Source organism: Streptomyces sp. NPDC056479 (assembly GCF_042795335.1).
Lineage (GTDB): Bacteria > Actinomycetota > Actinomycetes > Streptomycetales > Streptomycetaceae > Streptomyces.
On sequence record NZ_JBHTRZ010000010.1, the window covers coordinates 1 to 14,503 of the forward strand.

The 14,503-nt window shown below is 71.5% G+C and carries 15 protein-coding genes; 7 read left to right on the plus strand and 8 right to left on the minus strand.

Annotated features, from left to right (window positions below; translation table 11 throughout):
* Positions 1-281 precede the first annotated feature (281 nt).
* Positions 282-1,346, minus strand: a complete 1,065-nt coding sequence (locus ACFQ6S_RS33700) for a DUF3533 domain-containing protein (RefSeq protein ID WP_383418293.1) — start codon at positions 1,344-1,346, stop codon at positions 282-284.
* A 165-nt stretch (positions 1,347-1,511) separates the two neighbouring features.
* On the opposite strand from ACFQ6S_RS33700, the gene ACFQ6S_RS33705 reads away from it, so the two are divergent.
* Both ACFQ6S_RS33705 and ACFQ6S_RS33710 read left to right on the plus strand, forming a co-directional pair.
* Positions 1,512-4,967, plus strand: a complete 3,456-nt coding sequence (locus ACFQ6S_RS33705; protein WP_383418295.1) for a DNA polymerase III subunit alpha — start codon at positions 1,512-1,514, stop codon at positions 4,965-4,967.
* Entirely contained in the window at positions 4,964-5,938 is a 975-nt protein-coding gene (locus ACFQ6S_RS33710) for a hypothetical protein (protein ID WP_383418297.1), read from the plus strand. The genes ACFQ6S_RS33705 and ACFQ6S_RS33710 overlap by 4 nt, the downstream gene beginning before the upstream one ends.
* A gap of 17 nt (positions 5,939-5,955) precedes the next feature.
* Here the strand turns inward: ACFQ6S_RS33710 and ACFQ6S_RS33715 are convergent, their stop codons facing one another.
* Positions 5,956-6,330 carry a cupin domain-containing protein gene (locus ACFQ6S_RS33715; RefSeq protein ID WP_383418299.1) on the minus strand — a complete coding sequence of 125 codons (375 nt, stop codon included), beginning with the start codon at positions 6,328-6,330 and terminating at the stop codon, positions 5,956-5,958.
* A 95-nt stretch (positions 6,331-6,425) separates the two neighbouring features.
* On the opposite strand from ACFQ6S_RS33715, the gene ACFQ6S_RS33720 reads away from it, so the two are divergent.
* Together ACFQ6S_RS33720 and ACFQ6S_RS33725 are read left to right on the plus strand one after the other, a co-directional pair.
* Positions 6,426-6,872: a MarR family winged helix-turn-helix transcriptional regulator gene (locus ACFQ6S_RS33720; protein ID WP_383418302.1), complete on the plus strand. Its 447-nt coding sequence runs from the start codon at positions 6,426-6,428 to the stop codon at positions 6,870-6,872.
* Positions 6,873-7,045: 173 nt separating this feature from the next.
* Positions 7,046-7,954: an esterase/lipase family protein gene (locus tag ACFQ6S_RS33725; RefSeq protein ID WP_383418304.1), complete on the plus strand. Its 909-nt coding sequence runs from the start codon at positions 7,046-7,048 to the stop codon at positions 7,952-7,954.
* A gap of 103 nt (positions 7,955-8,057) precedes the next feature.
* On the opposite strand, the gene ACFQ6S_RS33730 is transcribed toward ACFQ6S_RS33725, so the two are convergent.
* Positions 8,058-9,119: a lytic polysaccharide monooxygenase gene (locus tag ACFQ6S_RS33730; protein WP_383418306.1), complete on the minus strand. Its 1,062-nt coding sequence runs from the start codon at positions 9,117-9,119 to the stop codon at positions 8,058-8,060.
* A 140-nt stretch (positions 9,120-9,259) separates the two neighbouring features.
* Between ACFQ6S_RS33730 and ACFQ6S_RS33735 the strand changes: the two genes are divergently transcribed.
* The gene (locus ACFQ6S_RS33735) at positions 9,260-9,721 is read left to right on the plus strand and encodes a GNAT family N-acetyltransferase (protein WP_383418308.1); all 462 of its coding nucleotides are present in this window, start codon (positions 9,260-9,262) and stop codon (positions 9,719-9,721) included.
* 30 nt (positions 9,722-9,751) lie between these two features.
* Here ACFQ6S_RS33735 and ACFQ6S_RS33740 read toward each other — a convergent pair whose 3' ends face one another.
* Positions 9,752-9,886 (minus strand): hypothetical protein, encoded by a 135-nt coding sequence (locus tag ACFQ6S_RS33740; RefSeq protein WP_383418310.1) that lies wholly within the window; start codon positions 9,884-9,886, stop codon positions 9,752-9,754.
* A gap of 149 nt (positions 9,887-10,035) precedes the next feature.
* Between ACFQ6S_RS33740 and ACFQ6S_RS33745 the strand changes: the two genes are divergently transcribed.
* Positions 10,036-10,647 carry a class I SAM-dependent methyltransferase gene (locus tag ACFQ6S_RS33745; protein ID WP_383419009.1) on the plus strand — a complete coding sequence of 204 codons (612 nt, stop codon included), beginning with the start codon at positions 10,036-10,038 and terminating at the stop codon, positions 10,645-10,647.
* Positions 10,648-10,659: 12 nt separating this feature from the next.
* Here ACFQ6S_RS33745 and ACFQ6S_RS33750 read toward each other — a convergent pair whose 3' ends face one another.
* Together ACFQ6S_RS33750 and ACFQ6S_RS33755 are read right to left on the minus strand one after the other, a co-directional pair.
* Positions 10,660-11,166, minus strand: coding sequence for a DUF402 domain-containing protein (locus ACFQ6S_RS33750; RefSeq protein WP_383418312.1), 507 nt, complete (start codon positions 11,164-11,166; stop codon positions 10,660-10,662).
* The gene (locus ACFQ6S_RS33755; protein WP_383418314.1) at positions 11,147-12,076 is read right to left on the minus strand and encodes a GNAT family N-acetyltransferase; all 930 of its coding nucleotides are present in this window, start codon (positions 12,074-12,076) and stop codon (positions 11,147-11,149) included. The genes ACFQ6S_RS33750 and ACFQ6S_RS33755 overlap by 20 nt, the downstream gene beginning before the upstream one ends.
* A 71-nt stretch (positions 12,077-12,147) precedes the next feature.
* Here ACFQ6S_RS33755 and ACFQ6S_RS33760 point away from each other — a divergent pair, with 71 nt between their 5' ends.
* Positions 12,148-12,516 carry a GntR family transcriptional regulator gene (locus ACFQ6S_RS33760; RefSeq protein ID WP_383418316.1) on the plus strand — a complete coding sequence of 123 codons (369 nt, stop codon included), beginning with the start codon at positions 12,148-12,150 and terminating at the stop codon, positions 12,514-12,516.
* Positions 12,517-12,553: 37 nt separating this feature from the next.
* On the opposite strand, the gene ACFQ6S_RS33765 is transcribed toward ACFQ6S_RS33760, so the two are convergent.
* Both ACFQ6S_RS33765 and ACFQ6S_RS33770 read right to left on the minus strand, forming a co-directional pair.
* The gene (locus tag ACFQ6S_RS33765; protein ID WP_383418318.1) at positions 12,554-13,306 is read right to left on the minus strand and encodes a DUF72 domain-containing protein; all 753 of its coding nucleotides are present in this window, start codon (positions 13,304-13,306) and stop codon (positions 12,554-12,556) included.
* A gap of 20 nt (positions 13,307-13,326) precedes the next feature.
* Positions 13,327-14,421, minus strand: coding sequence for a DUF5925 domain-containing protein (locus ACFQ6S_RS33770; protein WP_383418319.1), 1,095 nt, complete (start codon positions 14,419-14,421; stop codon positions 13,327-13,329).
* Positions 14,422-14,503: the final 82 nt, after the last annotated feature.

Sequence of the window (14,503 nt, forward strand, 5' to 3'; positions counted from 1 at the left end):
GGGGGGTGTCCGTCCTCGGTCGGGCGGTTGCCGTCGGGCAGAGAGGTGCTCTTCGTTGACGCCCGCCGCTGCGGGCGGACACCCCCCGGCACGGCCCCTTGCCGCCGTACGCGGGTGCGGGTGCGTTCGGGTCCTGGCCCGGCATGGCCCCTTGCCGTCGGGTGCGGGTGCGGGTGCGGGTGTGGGTGCGTTCGGGGGCCGGGCCGGCAGCGCTCCTTGTCGGCGTGCGCGGGTGATGGGCGGCTACGGTCGGTGGCCGTCGGTGCCCGGGTGGGTGCTCCTCATGTCTCGGCCGGTGTGGTGACTTGCGGCTTTGTGGACTCCTTGCCGCGCATTGCCGCTGCCAGGAGTGTGATGGCGATTCCGGCGGCTGCCCAGGCCGAGAGGACCAGCAGGGAGTCGGTTGTGTCGTTGCCCTTGAAGTAGGCGATCGAGCGGGTTGCCCAGGTGCCCGCGCCGGGTGGCAGGGCCGGGCCGATGTCTCGCCAGAACGGGGGGAGCAGTGGGGGCGGGAGGGCGCCGCCCGCGCTCGGGTTGCCCAGGATCACCACGAGCAGGATGGCCAGGCCGATGCCGGCCAGGCCGAAGAGGGCCTGGCAGGCGAGGGTGGCCGCGCCCACCGCGAAGACGATCAGGGCGCCCACGCCCCAGAGGGCGGCGATGCTGCCGGGCAGCGCACCCAGGATCGGGCCGGCGATCAGGGCGCCGCCCAGGCCGGCGACGATGGCGACCAGGGCCATGACGATGAGGCGGATCACCGAGCGTCGCAGGGTGAGGCGGCGGGCGCCCGAGCTGATCGTCATGATCGATGCGCAGAGATAGCCGCCCACGCACCAGCCCACGACCACGTAGAAGGACGTGAGCCCGTTGGCGTCCTGTCGGTCGGCCGGGGCCACGTCGAGGGTGCGCAGGGTGCGTGCCTCGGATCTTTCCAGGGTGGCGACGAGGGCCTCGAGGGTGGCGGCCAGCGCTCTTCCGGCTCCGGTGGCGACCAGGAGGGTGTCGGTGGTGCCCGCCGGGTCGATCACCAGGGCGCCGTCGATCTCGCGGTTCAGGATCTGGTCGCGGGCCGTTGCCACGTCCGGCAGGGCGCGTGGGTTCAGCGGATCGTCGGGCAGGTTCTCCAGCCGGGTCACCGCCTGCTGGGCGGCGACCTCGGGTGCCACCACTCCCAGGGGCACGCTCTTGGGCTTCGGGTCGTGGAGCGCGCCCACATAGGAGGCGATGAAGAGCAGAGCGAGGGCGACTGTGCCGGTCACGAGCACCGTGGCCCGTGGGGTGACGGCGTCCTTCACTTCGGCGAGGAAGGAGGTGCGGGGAGTGTCGGCGCCGGTGGTCTGCGTCATGCCCCCACGGTCCGGGGCTCCGGGCGTTTGCGCAGGTGGGAGGCGGCCGAACGGATGTCGTACGAGTGTTCGAGAAACGGTCCGGAAATGGTCTATGGTGGGGGTGGGAGAGTTGGGAACTGATGTTCGAGCGATGGCTCGGACTCGCTGGCGCGGGAGGTGCGTGTGTCGGGCTTCGCGCATCTGCACACCGTCTCCGGGTTCTCCCTGCGGTACGGCGCCTCGCACCCGGAGCGGCTGGCCGAGCGCGCCTCCGAGCGGGGTATGGACGCCCTCGCGCTCACTGATCGCGACTCGCTCGGGGGCGCGGTTCGGTTCGCCAAGGCCTGCGCGACGGCCGGGGTGCGGCCGCTGTTCGGCGTGGAGCTGGCCGTGGAGGCGTTCGGGTCTTCGGAGGCGGGGGAGTCCGGGGGGCGGCGGCGGACTCCGGTGCGTGGCGGAGCCTTTGTCGATGAGTCGACGCCTCGGGTCACCTTCCTTGCCCGGGATGGGGCCCGAGGGTGGGCCGACCTGTGCCGAATCGTTTCGGCTGCGCATGCCGGGGAGGGGTCGCCGATGCTGTCCCGGGGGGACAACCGGGGGGACGGTCTGACCGTGCTGCTCGGGCCCGACTCCGACGTCGGGCGTGCGCTCGCCGCCGGCCGTCCCGATCGGGCGGCCCGGCTGCTCGTGCCCTGGCGGGAGGTCTACGGTGACGCCCTGCGGCTGGAGGCCTTCAGTCACGGGCGCAAGGGCACCGGCCCGGGGTCGCTGCGGCTGGCCGCCCGTACCGTCGGCTTCGCCGCCGAGCAGCGGGTGCGGCCCGTGCTGAGCAACGCCGTCCGGTACGCCGATCCCGGGCTGGGGCCGGTCGCCGATGTGCTGGACGCCGCGCGGCGGCTCGTGCCCATCGACGCCACCAAGGAACTGGACTCCGGTGAGGCCTGGCTCAAGGACGCGGGTGAGATGGCGCGGGTCGCCGAGCGGGTCGTCGAGGCGGCGGGGTTCCGGCGTGACACCGGGTATCGGCTGCTGGAGCAGACCGGGGCGACGGCTGCCGAGTGCCTCGTCGATCCCGAGGACGACCTCGGTATCGGCACCGTCCACTTTCCCGAGCCGCATCTCGTCGGTGCCGGACGGCGCACCGCCCAGCGGACGCTGGCCGCGCGGGCGGTGGCGGGCATGGTGCTGCGCGGCTATGACGGGCGGCGGGCCTACTGGGAGCGGGTGCACCAGGAGCTGGACATCATCGCCCACCACGGGTTCGCCTCCTACTTCCTGACGGTTGCCCGAGTCGTCGACGACGTCAGGGAGATGGGGATCCGGGTGGCCGCCCGTGGGTCCGGTGCGGGGTCGCTCGTCAACCATCTGCTCGGCATCGCGCACGCCGATCCCGTGGAGCACGGGCTGCTGATGGAGCGCTTCCTGTCCAAACGCCGGCCGGTGCTGCCCGACATCGACATCGATGTGGAGTCCGCTCGGCGGCTGGAGGTCTATCGGGCGATCATCGACCGGTTCGGGACCGAGCGGGTCGCGACCGTCTCGATGCCGGAGACCTATCGGGTGCGGCATGCCGTCCGGGACGTGGGTGCGGCTCTGTCCATGGACCCCGCCGACATCGACCGGATCGCCAAGTCCTTCCCGCACATCCGGGCGCGGGACGCCCGGGCGGCGCTGGAGGAGCTGCCCGAGCTGCGGCAGCTGGCCGGGGAGCGGGAGCGGTACGGCACATTGTGGGAGCTGGTCGAGGCGCTCGACGCGCTGCCGCGGGGCATCGCCATGCATCCGTGCGGGGTGCTGCTGTCGGATGCCTCCCTGCTCTCTCGTACGCCGGTCATGCCGACCAGCGGCGAGGGCTTCCCCATGTCGCAGTTCGACAAGGACGACGTCGAGGATCTCGGGCTGCTCAAACTCGACGTGCTGGGCGTGCGGATGCAGTCGGCGATGGCGCACGCGGTCGCGGAGGTGGAGCGGATCGAGGGGGAGCGGATCGATCTGGACGCGCTCGACTTCGAGCGCGGGGAGGGCGACCCGGCGACGTATCGGCTCATTCGCTCCACCGAGACCCTGGGCTGCTTCCAGATCGAGTCGCCGGGGCAGCGGGACCTGGTCGGGCGGCTTCAGCCGGCCACGTTCCACGATCTCGTCGTCGACATCTCGCTCTTCCGGCCGGGACCGGTCGCCGCCGACATGGTGCGGCCGTTCATCGAGGCGCGGCACGGGCGGGCGCCCATCCGCTATCCGCACCCGGATCTGGAGGAGCCGCTGCGGGAGACGTACGGGGTCGTCGTCTTCCACGAGCAGATCATCGACATCGTGCACATCATGACCGGGTGCGGGCGGGACGAGGCCGACCGGGTGCGCCGCGGTCTTTCCGACCCGGAGTCGCAGGGGCGGATCCAGGTGTGGTTCGCGCAGCACGCGGCGGCCAAGGGGTACGACGCGGAGACCATCCGGCGGACCTGGGAGATCATCGAGGCCTTCGGGTCGTACGGCTTCTGCAAGGCGCACGCGGTCGCCTTCGCGGTGCCGACCTATCAGTCGGCCTGGCTGAAGGCCCATCATCCGGCCGCCTTCTACGCGGGACTGCTCACCCATGACCCCGGGATGTATCCGAAGCGACTGCTGCTGGCGGACGCGCGGCGGCGTGGGGTGCCGATCCTGCCGCTGGATGTGAACGGGTCGGGAGTCGCACACCGTATCGAACTGGTGTCTGAATCCGGGAAGCCCGGAGGGACTTGGGGGCTGCGGCTCGCCCTCTCCGACGTGCACGGCATCAGCGAGGCCGAGGCGGCGCGGATCGCGGAGGGGCAGCCGTACGCCTCGCTGCTCGACTTCTGGGAGCGGGCGCGCCCCAGCCGTCCGCTCGCGCAAAGGCTCGCGCAGGTCGGCGCGCTGGACGCCTTCGGGGCCAACCGGCGCGATCTGCAACTGCATCTGACCGAGCTGCACCGGGGCGCCCGGGGTGGCGGCGGAGGACAACTTCCCCTGGCCGGCGGACGGAAGACGGCCCCGGCCGGGCTGCCCGACCTCACCTCGGAGGAGCGGCTCAGTGCCGAGCTGGGGGTGCTGTCGATGGACGCCTCGCGCAATCTCATGGACGACCACCGGGCGTTCCTCGACGAGTTGGGCGTCGTCCCGGCGCGGCGGCTGCGCGATGCCCGGCACGGCGAGACCGTGCTGGTCGCGGGGGCAAAGGCGGCCACCCAGACGCCGCCGATCCGGTCCGGCAAGCGGGTCATCTTCAGCACGCTGGACGACGGGACGGGCCTGGTGGATCTTGCGTTCTTCGACGACTCGCACGACGCCTGTGCCCACACCGTCTTCCATTCCTGGCTGCTGCTGGTGCGGGGAGTGGTGCAGCGCCGCGGGCCGCGCAGCCTGAGCGTGGTGGGTTCCGCCGCCTGGAACCTCGCCGAGCTGGCCGAGCTGCGTGCCGAGGGCGGGCTGGACGTGGTGGCGGCGCGGCTGGCGGAGCCGGTGGCGGCGCCGACGGAGGGCGACGGGGATCCCGCGCACGGCCGGCGAATCCAGATGTCCACCGGATACGAACTGAACCCATGGGCCGATCTGCGCCCTGCGGGTCAAGAGCCTTCACAGGTACGGAAGTTGTGGCACCAGAGTCCGGGGAGTGCGGGATGACCATCCTCTGCGTACGTTTCCAGCTGCCGCCGACGCGCGAGGCGGCCCTGCCCGGGCTGCTCGGACTGCTGGAGGACTTCACGCCGGTCGTCCAGGCGCTGCCACCGGACGGGGCGCTGGCCGATCTGCGGGGCGCCGAACGGTACTTCGGGCGCGACGCGGTCGAACTGGCGTCGGTGATCCGGGTGCGCGCCCTCGCCCATCACGGGGTCGACTGTGTGATCGGCGCCGGGCCGGGGCCGATGCTGGCCCGTGTGGCGTTGCGGGACGCGCGGCCCGGGATGACATGTGCCGTTCCCGAGGAGCCGGACGCCGTCGCGGAGTTCCTCGCCGGCAAGCCCGTCGCCGCGCTGCCCGGCGTCGGCGCCGCGACCGCCCGCACCCTGTGCGAGTACGGCCTCGACACCCTCGGCCTGGTCGCCGCCGCACCCCTGTCCACGCTCCAGCGTCTGGTCGGTGCGAAGGCCGGCCGTGAGCTGCGGGAGAAGGCGGGCGGAATCGACCGGGACCGGGTGGTGCCGAACGCCGTGTCGTGCTCGCTGGCCACCGAACGCCCCTTCACCCGCGACGAGCTGGACCCCGACCGGCACCGTCGCGCCCTGCTCTCGGCCGCCGAGGAACTGGGCGCCCGGCTGCGCGCCCTCGACAAGGTCTGCCGCACTCTGACCCTCACCGCCCGCTACGCCGACCGCTCCGCGACGACCCGCAGCCGTACCTTGAAGGAGCCCACGGCCCACTCGGCGGCGCTGACCCAGGCGGCGTACGGCATGTACGAGGCCCTCGGCCTCCAGCGCGCCCGGGTCCGCGCCCTCGCCCTGCGCGCCGAGGGCCTCGACCCCGCCGAGCAGGCCTCCTACCAGCTCACCTTCGACCCGCTCGACGAGAAGGCCCGCCGTATCGAGGAGGTCGCAGACCGCGTGCGAGCGAAGTTCGGACCGCGCGCGGTGATGCCGGGGTCGCTGGCCGCGTAGTTCCCTTTGCACGCAGGTCAGTTGGCCCACGGCGGTGTGATGCGGGTGCCGTCGGCCAGCTCCGCCGTCAGGCCGATGGAGGTGGTGACCCAGGTGACCGCGGTCCGGTCGGTCGGGTTCTCGACGGTCAGGGTCGCGCCGGGGTTGATGATCAGGGTGTCGCCGGCCGTGATCCGGTCGGTGCGACCGTCGAGCGTGATCAGCAACTCGCCGTCGAGCAGATGCAGGATCTCCTCCCGGTTGACGGTGTGCGCGGGCGCCTTGGTCCCCGCCGGGATCTCGCCGCGCCAGGCGCACAGCTCCTTGCTGCCGGTGAGGGGGGTGGCGTACGAGACGAAGCGGGCGCCGTGGATTTCATGGGTCACGGCTTCGGACGCACGGATGACGGGCATGAGGGGGCTCCTGTTCGACAGATGGTCAAGCTGCTTGACTATATGAACATGGTCAAGCAACTTGACCGATCAGTCAAGGGTGTTTCAATGCCTGCGTGCAGAACTCCGAAGCCATGGCCCTGTCCGCCGCCCTGCTCGCCGTGGCCGGTGAGCTCACGCAACGCATCAATGACGGCGTGGTCGCGCGTGGCTTCGAGGGGGTGCGGCCCGCGCACGGTTTCGCCTTCGCCCGGCTCGCCCCGGACGGTGCCACCGCCACCGATCTCGCCGCCCATCTCGGTGTGACCAAGCAGGCGGCGAGTCAGCTCGTCGACGAGATCGTGCGCAAGGGGTACGCCGAGCGCCGGCCGCATCCCGATGACGCGCGGGCGCGGCTGGTCGTGCTCACCGAGCGGGGGTGGGCCTGTACTCGTGCGGCCGAGGCGGCGGCCGCCGATGCCGTCCGGACCTGGGTCGATGTGCTGGGCGAGGGTGAAGTGCGGGCGCTGCTCGGGCAGTTGGGGCGGATCGCCCCCTATGGCCCTATCAGGCCCGCCTGGTGACGGTTCATCAGTAGAGGTGAACCGCTCCTTACTATCACTGGAAGTTTTTACTGACGCGTAACTTCACACGTCACCTACTCGCCCGTAACTTGACGAGTGAACAGCATCCTCGTGATCCGGATCACAGGGCGTAAGGCCGTCGCACCTCCCTTGAGCCGCAAGGAGATCACACGATGCTGCCCTGGAAACGAGTGCTCAGACCCCTGGCCGCACTGCTGCTGACCGCCGTGGTCGCCGTCGTCCCCGCCACCACCGCCCAGGCGGCCGGGACGGCGGCGGCCTCGAGCTGGGGGTCCCCCCTGCTCGAGCGGAGCCGAGAGCTTGGGGGAGGCTGGAACGACTACTCCTGCAAGCCGTCCGCCGCCCATCCCCGTCCCGTCGTGCTGGTGCACGGCACCTTCGCCAACTCCGTCGACAACTGGCTGGGGCTGGCGCCCTATCTGATGAACCGCGGCTACTGCGTCTTCTCCCTCGACTACGGCCAGCTGCCGGACGTGCCGTTCTTCCACGCCCTCGGCCCCATCGACAAGTCGGCGGAGCAACTCTCCGTCTTCGTCGACAAGGTGCTCGCCGCGACCGGTGCCGCCGAGACCGACGTCGTCGGCCACTCGCAGGGCGGCATGATGCCCCGCTACTACGTCAAGTTCCTCGGCGGCGCCGCCAAGGTGAACGCCCTCGTCGGCATCGCGCCCAACAACCACGGCACGACCCTGGCCGGGCTCACCAACCTGCTGCCGTACTTCCCCGGCGCTGAGGACCTGCTCAGCACCGCCACCCCCGCCCTCGCCCAGCAGGTCGTCGGATCCGACTTCATGACCAAGCTCAACGCCGGCGGCGACACGGTGCCGGGCGTCCGCTACACGGTCATCGCCACCCGGTACGACGAGGTGGTCACGCCGTACCGGAGCCAGTTCCTGACCGGGGCCGGCGTGAAGAACGTCCTGATCCAGGACCTGTGCGCGATCGACATCTCCGAGCACGCCTTCCTCGGGCTGACCGACCGCATCGCCTTCCACGAGGTGGTCAACGCGCTCGACCCGGCGCGCGCCACCCCGACCACCTGTGCGTCCGTGATCGGTTGAGCGCGTGAGCGCGTGAGCCACGTGAGCAGTTGAGCACGTAACCCGGAACACATCGCCGGGGCCTGACCGGCCTGAGCCGCCGTTCAGGCCCCGGAGTCCTTCGTCAGCGGCTGTGGCGACCGCCGCCGGCCGCCCGCCTGCGCACCGACGCGAACAGGACCGCCGAACCCAGCGCCAGGGTCGCCGCACCGCCCATCGCGAGATACGCCGTGCTGCTGTCCCCGCCGGTCTCGGCGAGGTTCTCGCCGGCACCCGCCGCCTTCGGCTGGTTGACCGGGCCGGACGGCGCCTCCTCGGCCGCGGCCGGCTCCGCCGACGTACCGGCGTCCTGGTCGCCATGGCCGTGGTGCTCGATCGTCGACTGGTCGGCACCCGCCTCGATCTGCTCCTCGGAGGGCGCGGACGCGCTCGGGGCGGGCGCCGCCTCGCCGTCCGAGTCGCCGGAGCTGCCGGAGCCGCCGGAGTTTCCGGAGCCGCCGGAGTTTCCGGAGCCGTCCGTGTCGGTGGTGCCGCCCCCCGCACCGCTGCCGCCGCCGAACGTGACGTCCGAGCAGGAGTAGAACGCCTCCGGGCTGTCCGAGCGCTGCCACACCGCGTACAGCAGCTGCTTGCCGGAGCGCTCGGGCAGGGTGCCGGAGAACGTGTAGAAGCCGCCCGAGGCCGCCGGGTCGGTGGCCGACGCCACGGGGTTCGCCAGGTCCAGGTCGTCCCAGGCCAGCGGTTTCGTCGGGTCGTAGCCCTGCTTGGTGAGGTAGACCTTGAAAGTGCCCTTGTGCGGGGCGGTCACGCGGTACTTGAAGGTGTACGACCCGCTGCTCACGCCCGTCGCGGGCCAGTCGGCGCGGGCCAGGTCGAGGCCCTTGAACTCCTCGCTGTTCGCGCTGCACAGCTTGCCGTCCGGGATCAGCTCCTCGTGCCGGCCGGCCGCGTCGCCGATGCGGATGCCGTTCCAGTCGTAGAGGGCCTGTGTGCCGCCCGCCGCGACCGCCGCCTTGCACGCGTCGGACTTCGGGCTCTCCGGGCCTTCCGCGTAGCACTGCGAGACCCGGCTGACGGGGTCGCCCATCGAACCGTGCGCCGAGGCGGGCGCGGCGGCCAGGGCGGTCAGGGCGAGCGGGGTCAGGCCGACGGCGGCGACGGTGGCGACCTTACGGCGTGCGGGCATGGGGGATCTCCTCGGAACCGAACTGATGAGTGCCGGATCCAAGAAACCGCAAGAACGCCTGTCGCAGGGGGGTCGTGGCGATCTTTAGGGTCGCCTTAAGGGAGTGCTCAGGCCCAGATCAGGTAGGTACGGTTCCCGGCATGACCGATGAGCAGATCCGGCCCGCCGGCGCCGTCGATGTGCCGGCCGTCAAAGCCGTCACCGATGCCGCCTACCGCCACTACATCGAGCGGATCGGCAGGGTTCCGCAGCCCATGGAGAGGGACCACGCGGCCAACGTGGCCGAGGGGAAGGTGTTCGTCACGGAGGAACCCGGCACGGGACGCGTGGTCGGGCTCGTCGTGGTCGAGGCGTACGAGGATCACCTGTACCTCGACAACATCGCCGTCCACCCCGACGCCCAAGGGCAGGGCGTGGGGCGACGGCTGCTGCACTTCGTGGACGCACACGCGCGTGCGCTGGGCCTGTCCGAGGTCAGGCTCTACACCAACGCGTTGATGTGGGAGAACCAGAAGATCTACCCGAAGTACGGCTACGAGGTCATCGAGCGTCGCGCGGACGGTCCGTACGACCGCGTCCACTACCGCAAGCGGCTCGACTGACGTCTTGTCTTGCGCGACCGGCAGGGCGTTTCAGCCGTCCGGCCACCAGGTTCGTGCGATGTCCTTGCGGACCTCGGGTCGTCCCGAGGGGCGGTCCTCCGCCTCCTCCCGGACCCTGCGGGCGTCCGACTTCCTCAGGGGCTTCTGCACGGTTGTACGGCGCATGGCTGCCTCCTTCAGGATCCACCGAGTTCCTTGTTCTCATGGAGGTAGACCCTTGCGGGGAGAGTTCCTCATCGGCGCTGGTCCTGTCAGTGGCGGCTGTCACGATTGGACTGTCAGTGGCGGGTGTCACTCTTGGCCGCATGACCGACATGACGAACGGTGAACAGGCCATCACAGGGCAGGACGTGGACTGGGACGCGGCCGCCGCCACCTTCGACGACGAGCCGGACCACGGCCTGCGCGACCCGCAGGCGCGCGGGGCATGGGCCTCGCGGCTGCGCTCCTGGCTGCCCGAGCACGCCTGTGACGTCCTGGACATCGGCTGCGGCACCGGCAGCCTGTCGCTGCTCGCGGCCGAGCAGGGACACCGGGTCACCGGGGTGGACCGGTCCCCGGCGATGGTGGACCTCGCCCGCGCCAAGCTCGCCGGGCGCGACGCGGTGTTCCTCGTCGGTGACGCGGCGGCGCCTCCGGTGGGGGAGGAGCGGTTCGACGTCGTGCTCGTGCGGCATGTGCTGTGGGCGCTGCCCGACCCGGGCCGGGCCCTACGGCACTGGCGCGGGCTGCTGCGCCCGGGTGGGCGGTTCGTGCTGGTCGAGGGCGTCTGGGGGACGGGGACGGACGGCATCGCGGCGGACCGGCTCACCGAACTGCTCGCACCGCTGGCAGGGCGGCTGCGGGTGGAGCGCCTGTCGGACGACGAGCGGCTGTGGGGGAAGGCCGTGGACGACGAGCGGTACGCCATCGTGGCCACGACCTAGGCCGGACACGACCTAGGCCAGCAGCGATTCCAGGCCGCCCTCGACGGTCGCGAACGCCTCCAGCTCGTCGAGTGCCGCCACCGCCGCGGCGGCCGCCTCGGGATCCGTCCTCGCCAGGCCGCTCTCGGCGAACTCGTCCTCGTCCAGGCGGCGTACGTCCGTGCCGTCGGCGGAGCGCCACAGGTCCAGGTCGAGGTCCTCGACGACCAGTTCGGTGCCGGTCAGTGTGGCCGGGCGGGTGATGTCGCAGTACCAGCCCTTGAGGGCGCCCGTGACGTCGCGGACCTCCTTCACGGCGTACCAGCGGTCCCGCCAGTAGTACTCCGTGAAGACGTCGCCCGGCTCGAAGCGGACGAAGCCGAAGTCGCGGACGCCGTCGCCGGACCAGGGGGCCCGCACGGCGACGCGCGTGCCGTCGTCGGCGAGCAGCTCGGCCGGGTAACGGATCTTCGTACGGCCGCCCTTGACGAGGACCACGTCCAGCGGGCGTCCGCCCTGGTCAGCCGAGTTCGCGGACATGGCGGACCTCCGACGCGCAGATCTCGTACCCGAACCAGCGGTTGATCGCCAACATGGGTTCATTGTCGCTGTCGTTGCCGGTGAACGCCTCTTTGTAGCCGGCGGCCCGGGCGCGGTGCAGGGAGGCGTTCTTGGCGAGCTTGGCCAGGCCGCGGCCCCGGAAGGCGCGGGCGGTGCCGGTCATCGCCGTGAAGTAGCGGGCGGTGCCGTCCGTGTAGGCGACGCTGAACGCGACGGGACGGCCGTCGACGACCGCGACCGAGGTCAGGTCCCGGTCGAGGAGCGGGTGTTTCCAGGTCTCCTCGATCCAGGCGTCGTAGTTCGTGAACTCGACGCCGACGTCGCTCGGTTCGTCCGATGCCGTCTCCGCGTCCAGCTCGAACATCGGGCGCGGGTCGTCGGCGAAGTCGGCGGCCGTGCGCAGCTCGACGCCCGGCGGAAGGTCCTGGAGCCGCGGCAGCGCGGTGTTCACCAGGTCCAGGCGCAGGAAGTGGGCGGAGCGGCTCGCGCGATAGCCGTGCCGCTCGGCGAACGCACGGTTGTCCGGCTCGTCGAGGACCCAGGAGAACAGCTTCGTCGCGCCCAGCGCGGTCAGGTGCTCCTCGGCGGCGCGGACCAGGAGCCCGCCGGCGCCACGGCGTGTGCGGTCCGGCTGCACGTAGATGTTGAGGTATCCCTGCCCCGGCTCCGGGCTGTCGTACGCGATCCCGACCTGGGCCGTGCCGATCGTCTCGCCGCCCTCCTCCGCGACGAGGGAGCGGTAGTGCGCGTCGGGGTGGGTGTGGGCCTGACGGTGGGTGATGCCCGCAGGTGTCCACAGGACGTAGGGGAGAGCGAGGTGGCGGCTGTGCGCGAAGCGCTCGACGTCGGCGGGCACTTCGGGGCGGAGGTCGCGCACGATCACTGTCATGAAGGCGCACGCTACGTGGGGATGCGCGGGGTATGCCTCTCATTTTCCGGCGGGTACGGGACAATCGGCCTGTGACCTTGAAGATCCACATCGACGACAGTGCCGCGCCGTACGAACAGGTGCGGGCGCAGATCTCCGAGCAGGCGCGGTCGGGGGTGCTGCCGGTGGGCTACCGGCTGCCGACCGTGCGGGGACTGGCCGAGTCCCTGGGGCTGGCGGCCAACACGGTGGCCAAGGCGTACCGGGCGCTGGAGAGCGACGGGGTGATCGAGACGCGGGGGCGCAATGGCACGTTCGTGGCCGCGGCGGGCTCCGCGGCGGAACGGGAGCTCGCGTCGGCCGCGCAGACGTACGTGGAGCGGGCTCGCCGGCTGGGGTCGGACGAGAAGGGGGCGCTCGCCGCCGTACGGGACGCCCTGCGGGCGGCCTACGGAAAGTAGGGCGTCGTCCTGAACGGCGCGGACGTCCACGCGGACGTCATGGGGTGCGCGTCACCGTCAGGCCCGTCGACGTCGCCGCCGTCCCGAACACCGCCGCGTCCTCCACCGCCGCCCCCGTCGGATCGTTGTTGAAGTACGCGTACACGTCCTCGTCGTCCGACCAGGTGTCCGCGATGCGACGGACCCAGGTGTCCAGTGCCTGCCGGCCATAGTGCGGCCAACGCTGGGCGCGGCCCACGTGGAAGCGGACATAGCCCCAGTCGGTGGTGCGCCACAGCGGGGTCGCGGGACGGGACTCGACGTCCGCCCAGCACAGGGCGGCACCCCGGGACTCCAGGACCTCACGGATCTCCTGCGTCCACCAGCTGTCGTGCCGGGGCTCCACCGCGATGCGCGTACGCGACGGGAAGCACGCCAGACAGGCGTCCAGCAGCTCGGCGTCCGCCCGGAGCGTGGGCGGCAGCTGGAGCAGGACCGGGCCGAGACGGGCACCCAGCCCCTCGGCGTGGGTCATCAGACGGTGCACCGGCTCCTCGGGGTCCCGCAGCCGCTTGATGTGGGTCAGATAGCGGCTCGCCTTCACCGCCACCACGAAGTCCCCGGGCACCCGGTCCCGCCACGCCTCGAAGTTCTCCCGGGTCGGCAGCCGGTAGAAGGCGTTGTTGATCTCGACCGTGGCGAAGTGCGTCGTGTACTCCTCGAGCCACAGCCGCATGGGGACGTCCGGCGGGTACAACACGTCCCGCCATTCCTTGTACTGCCACCCCGACGTCCCGACGAACAGGGTCATACGTCCATCAAAGCACCCCGCTACAGGTACAGCCCCGCGTCCGCCCCCTCCCGGGGATCCGGCACCGACGTCGGCGAGGTGCCCCGCTTCAGCGCGTACAGCTCCGCCAGCGTGGCGCCCTCGCGGCCGACGCCCTCTTCCGTGCCCAGCCAGTTCACCGACTCGCGGCGGGTCAGCGGCCCCACCTCGATGCGGGCCAGACAGCGGCCGGGGCGGACGACGGCGGGGTGCAGGCGCTCCAGGTCCTCGTTGGTCGTCACGCCCACCAGAACGTTGCGGCCCTGGCCCAGCAGGCCGTCCGTCAGGTTCAGCAGCCGCGACAGCGCCTGGCCCGCCGTGTGCTTGGCCTCGCCCCGGATCAGCTCGTCGCAGTCCTCCAGGAGCAGCAGCCGCCAGCGGCCCTTGCCCGTCGAGTCGTCCTCGCCGATCGCGATGTCCATCAGATAGCCGACGTCGGAGAAGAGCCGCTCCGGGTCCAGCACGCAGTCCACCTGGCACCAGTCGCGCCACGAGCGGGCGAGCGTCCGCAGGGCCGACGTCTTGCCCGTGCCCGGCGGGCCGTGCAGCAGGAGCAGACGGCCCGCGATGTCCTCCGGGGTCGTCTTCATCAGGCGGTCCATCGCATCGGCGACCGGCGTGGTGTAGTTGGCCCGCACCTCGTCCCAGGTGCCCGCCGAGATCTGCCGGGTGGTGCGGTGCGGGCCGCGCCTGGGGGAGACGTACCAGAAGCCCATGGTCACGTTCTCCGGCTGCGGCTCGGGCTCGTCCGCCGCGCCGTCCGTCGCCTCGCCCAGCACCCGCGCCGCCAGTTCCTCACTGGTCGCGGTCACGGTGACGTCGGCGCCCCGGTTCCAGCGCGAGATCAGCAGGGTCCAGCCGTCGCCCTCGGCCAGTGTCGCGCTGCGGTCGTCGTCGCGGGCGGTGCGCAGCACACGTGCGTTCGGCGGCAGGAGTGTCGCCCCGGACCGTACGCGGTCGATGTTCACCGCGTGCGAGTACGGCTGCTCGCCCGTCGCGAAGCGGCCGAGGAACAGCGCGTCGACGACGTCGGACGGCGAGTCGTTGTCGTCGACGTTGAGCCGGATCGGCAGAGCGTCGTGTGGGTTCGCAGACATGCGGCCATGATCGGGCACGAAAGCGCCGTGTGCACCCCGTTTCCGTGCGACAACGCCCGGTGGTGGCCGTGTCCGATCCTTC

Excerpts from the sequence above, each read along its gene's own strand:
- ACFQ6S_RS33755 (WP_383418314.1), bottom strand. The coding sequence starts at position 12,076 with ATGACAGTGATCGTGCGCGACCTCCGCCCCGAAGTGCCCGCCGACGTC.
- ACFQ6S_RS33700 (WP_383418293.1), bottom strand. The coding sequence starts at position 1,346 with ATGACGCAGACCACCGGCGCCGACACTCCCCGCACCTCCTTCCTCGCC.
- ACFQ6S_RS33765 (WP_383418318.1), bottom strand. The coding sequence starts at position 13,306 with ATGACCCTGTTCGTCGGGACGTCGGGGTGGCAGTACAAGGAATGGCGG.
- ACFQ6S_RS33740 (WP_383418310.1), bottom strand. The coding sequence starts at position 9,886 with ATGCGCCGTACAACCGTGCAGAAGCCCCTGAGGAAGTCGGACGCCCGC.
- ACFQ6S_RS33745 (WP_383419009.1), top strand. The coding sequence starts at position 10,036 with ATGACGAACGGTGAACAGGCCATCACAGGGCAGGACGTGGACTGGGAC.
- ACFQ6S_RS33750 (WP_383418312.1), bottom strand. The coding sequence starts at position 11,166 with ATGTCCGCGAACTCGGCTGACCAGGGCGGACGCCCGCTGGACGTGGTC.
- ACFQ6S_RS33710 (WP_383418297.1), top strand. The coding sequence starts at position 4,964 with ATGACCATCCTCTGCGTACGTTTCCAGCTGCCGCCGACGCGCGAGGCG.
- ACFQ6S_RS33735 (WP_383418308.1), top strand. The coding sequence starts at position 9,260 with ATGACCGATGAGCAGATCCGGCCCGCCGGCGCCGTCGATGTGCCGGCC.
- ACFQ6S_RS33730 (WP_383418306.1), bottom strand. The coding sequence starts at position 9,119 with ATGCCCGCACGCCGTAAGGTCGCCACCGTCGCCGCCGTCGGCCTGACC.
- ACFQ6S_RS33770 (WP_383418319.1), bottom strand. The coding sequence starts at position 14,421 with ATGTCTGCGAACCCACACGACGCTCTGCCGATCCGGCTCAACGTCGAC.
- ACFQ6S_RS33715 (WP_383418299.1), bottom strand. The coding sequence starts at position 6,330 with ATGCCCGTCATCCGTGCGTCCGAAGCCGTGACCCATGAAATCCACGGC.
- ACFQ6S_RS33725 (WP_383418304.1), top strand. The coding sequence starts at position 7,046 with ATGCTGCCCTGGAAACGAGTGCTCAGACCCCTGGCCGCACTGCTGCTG.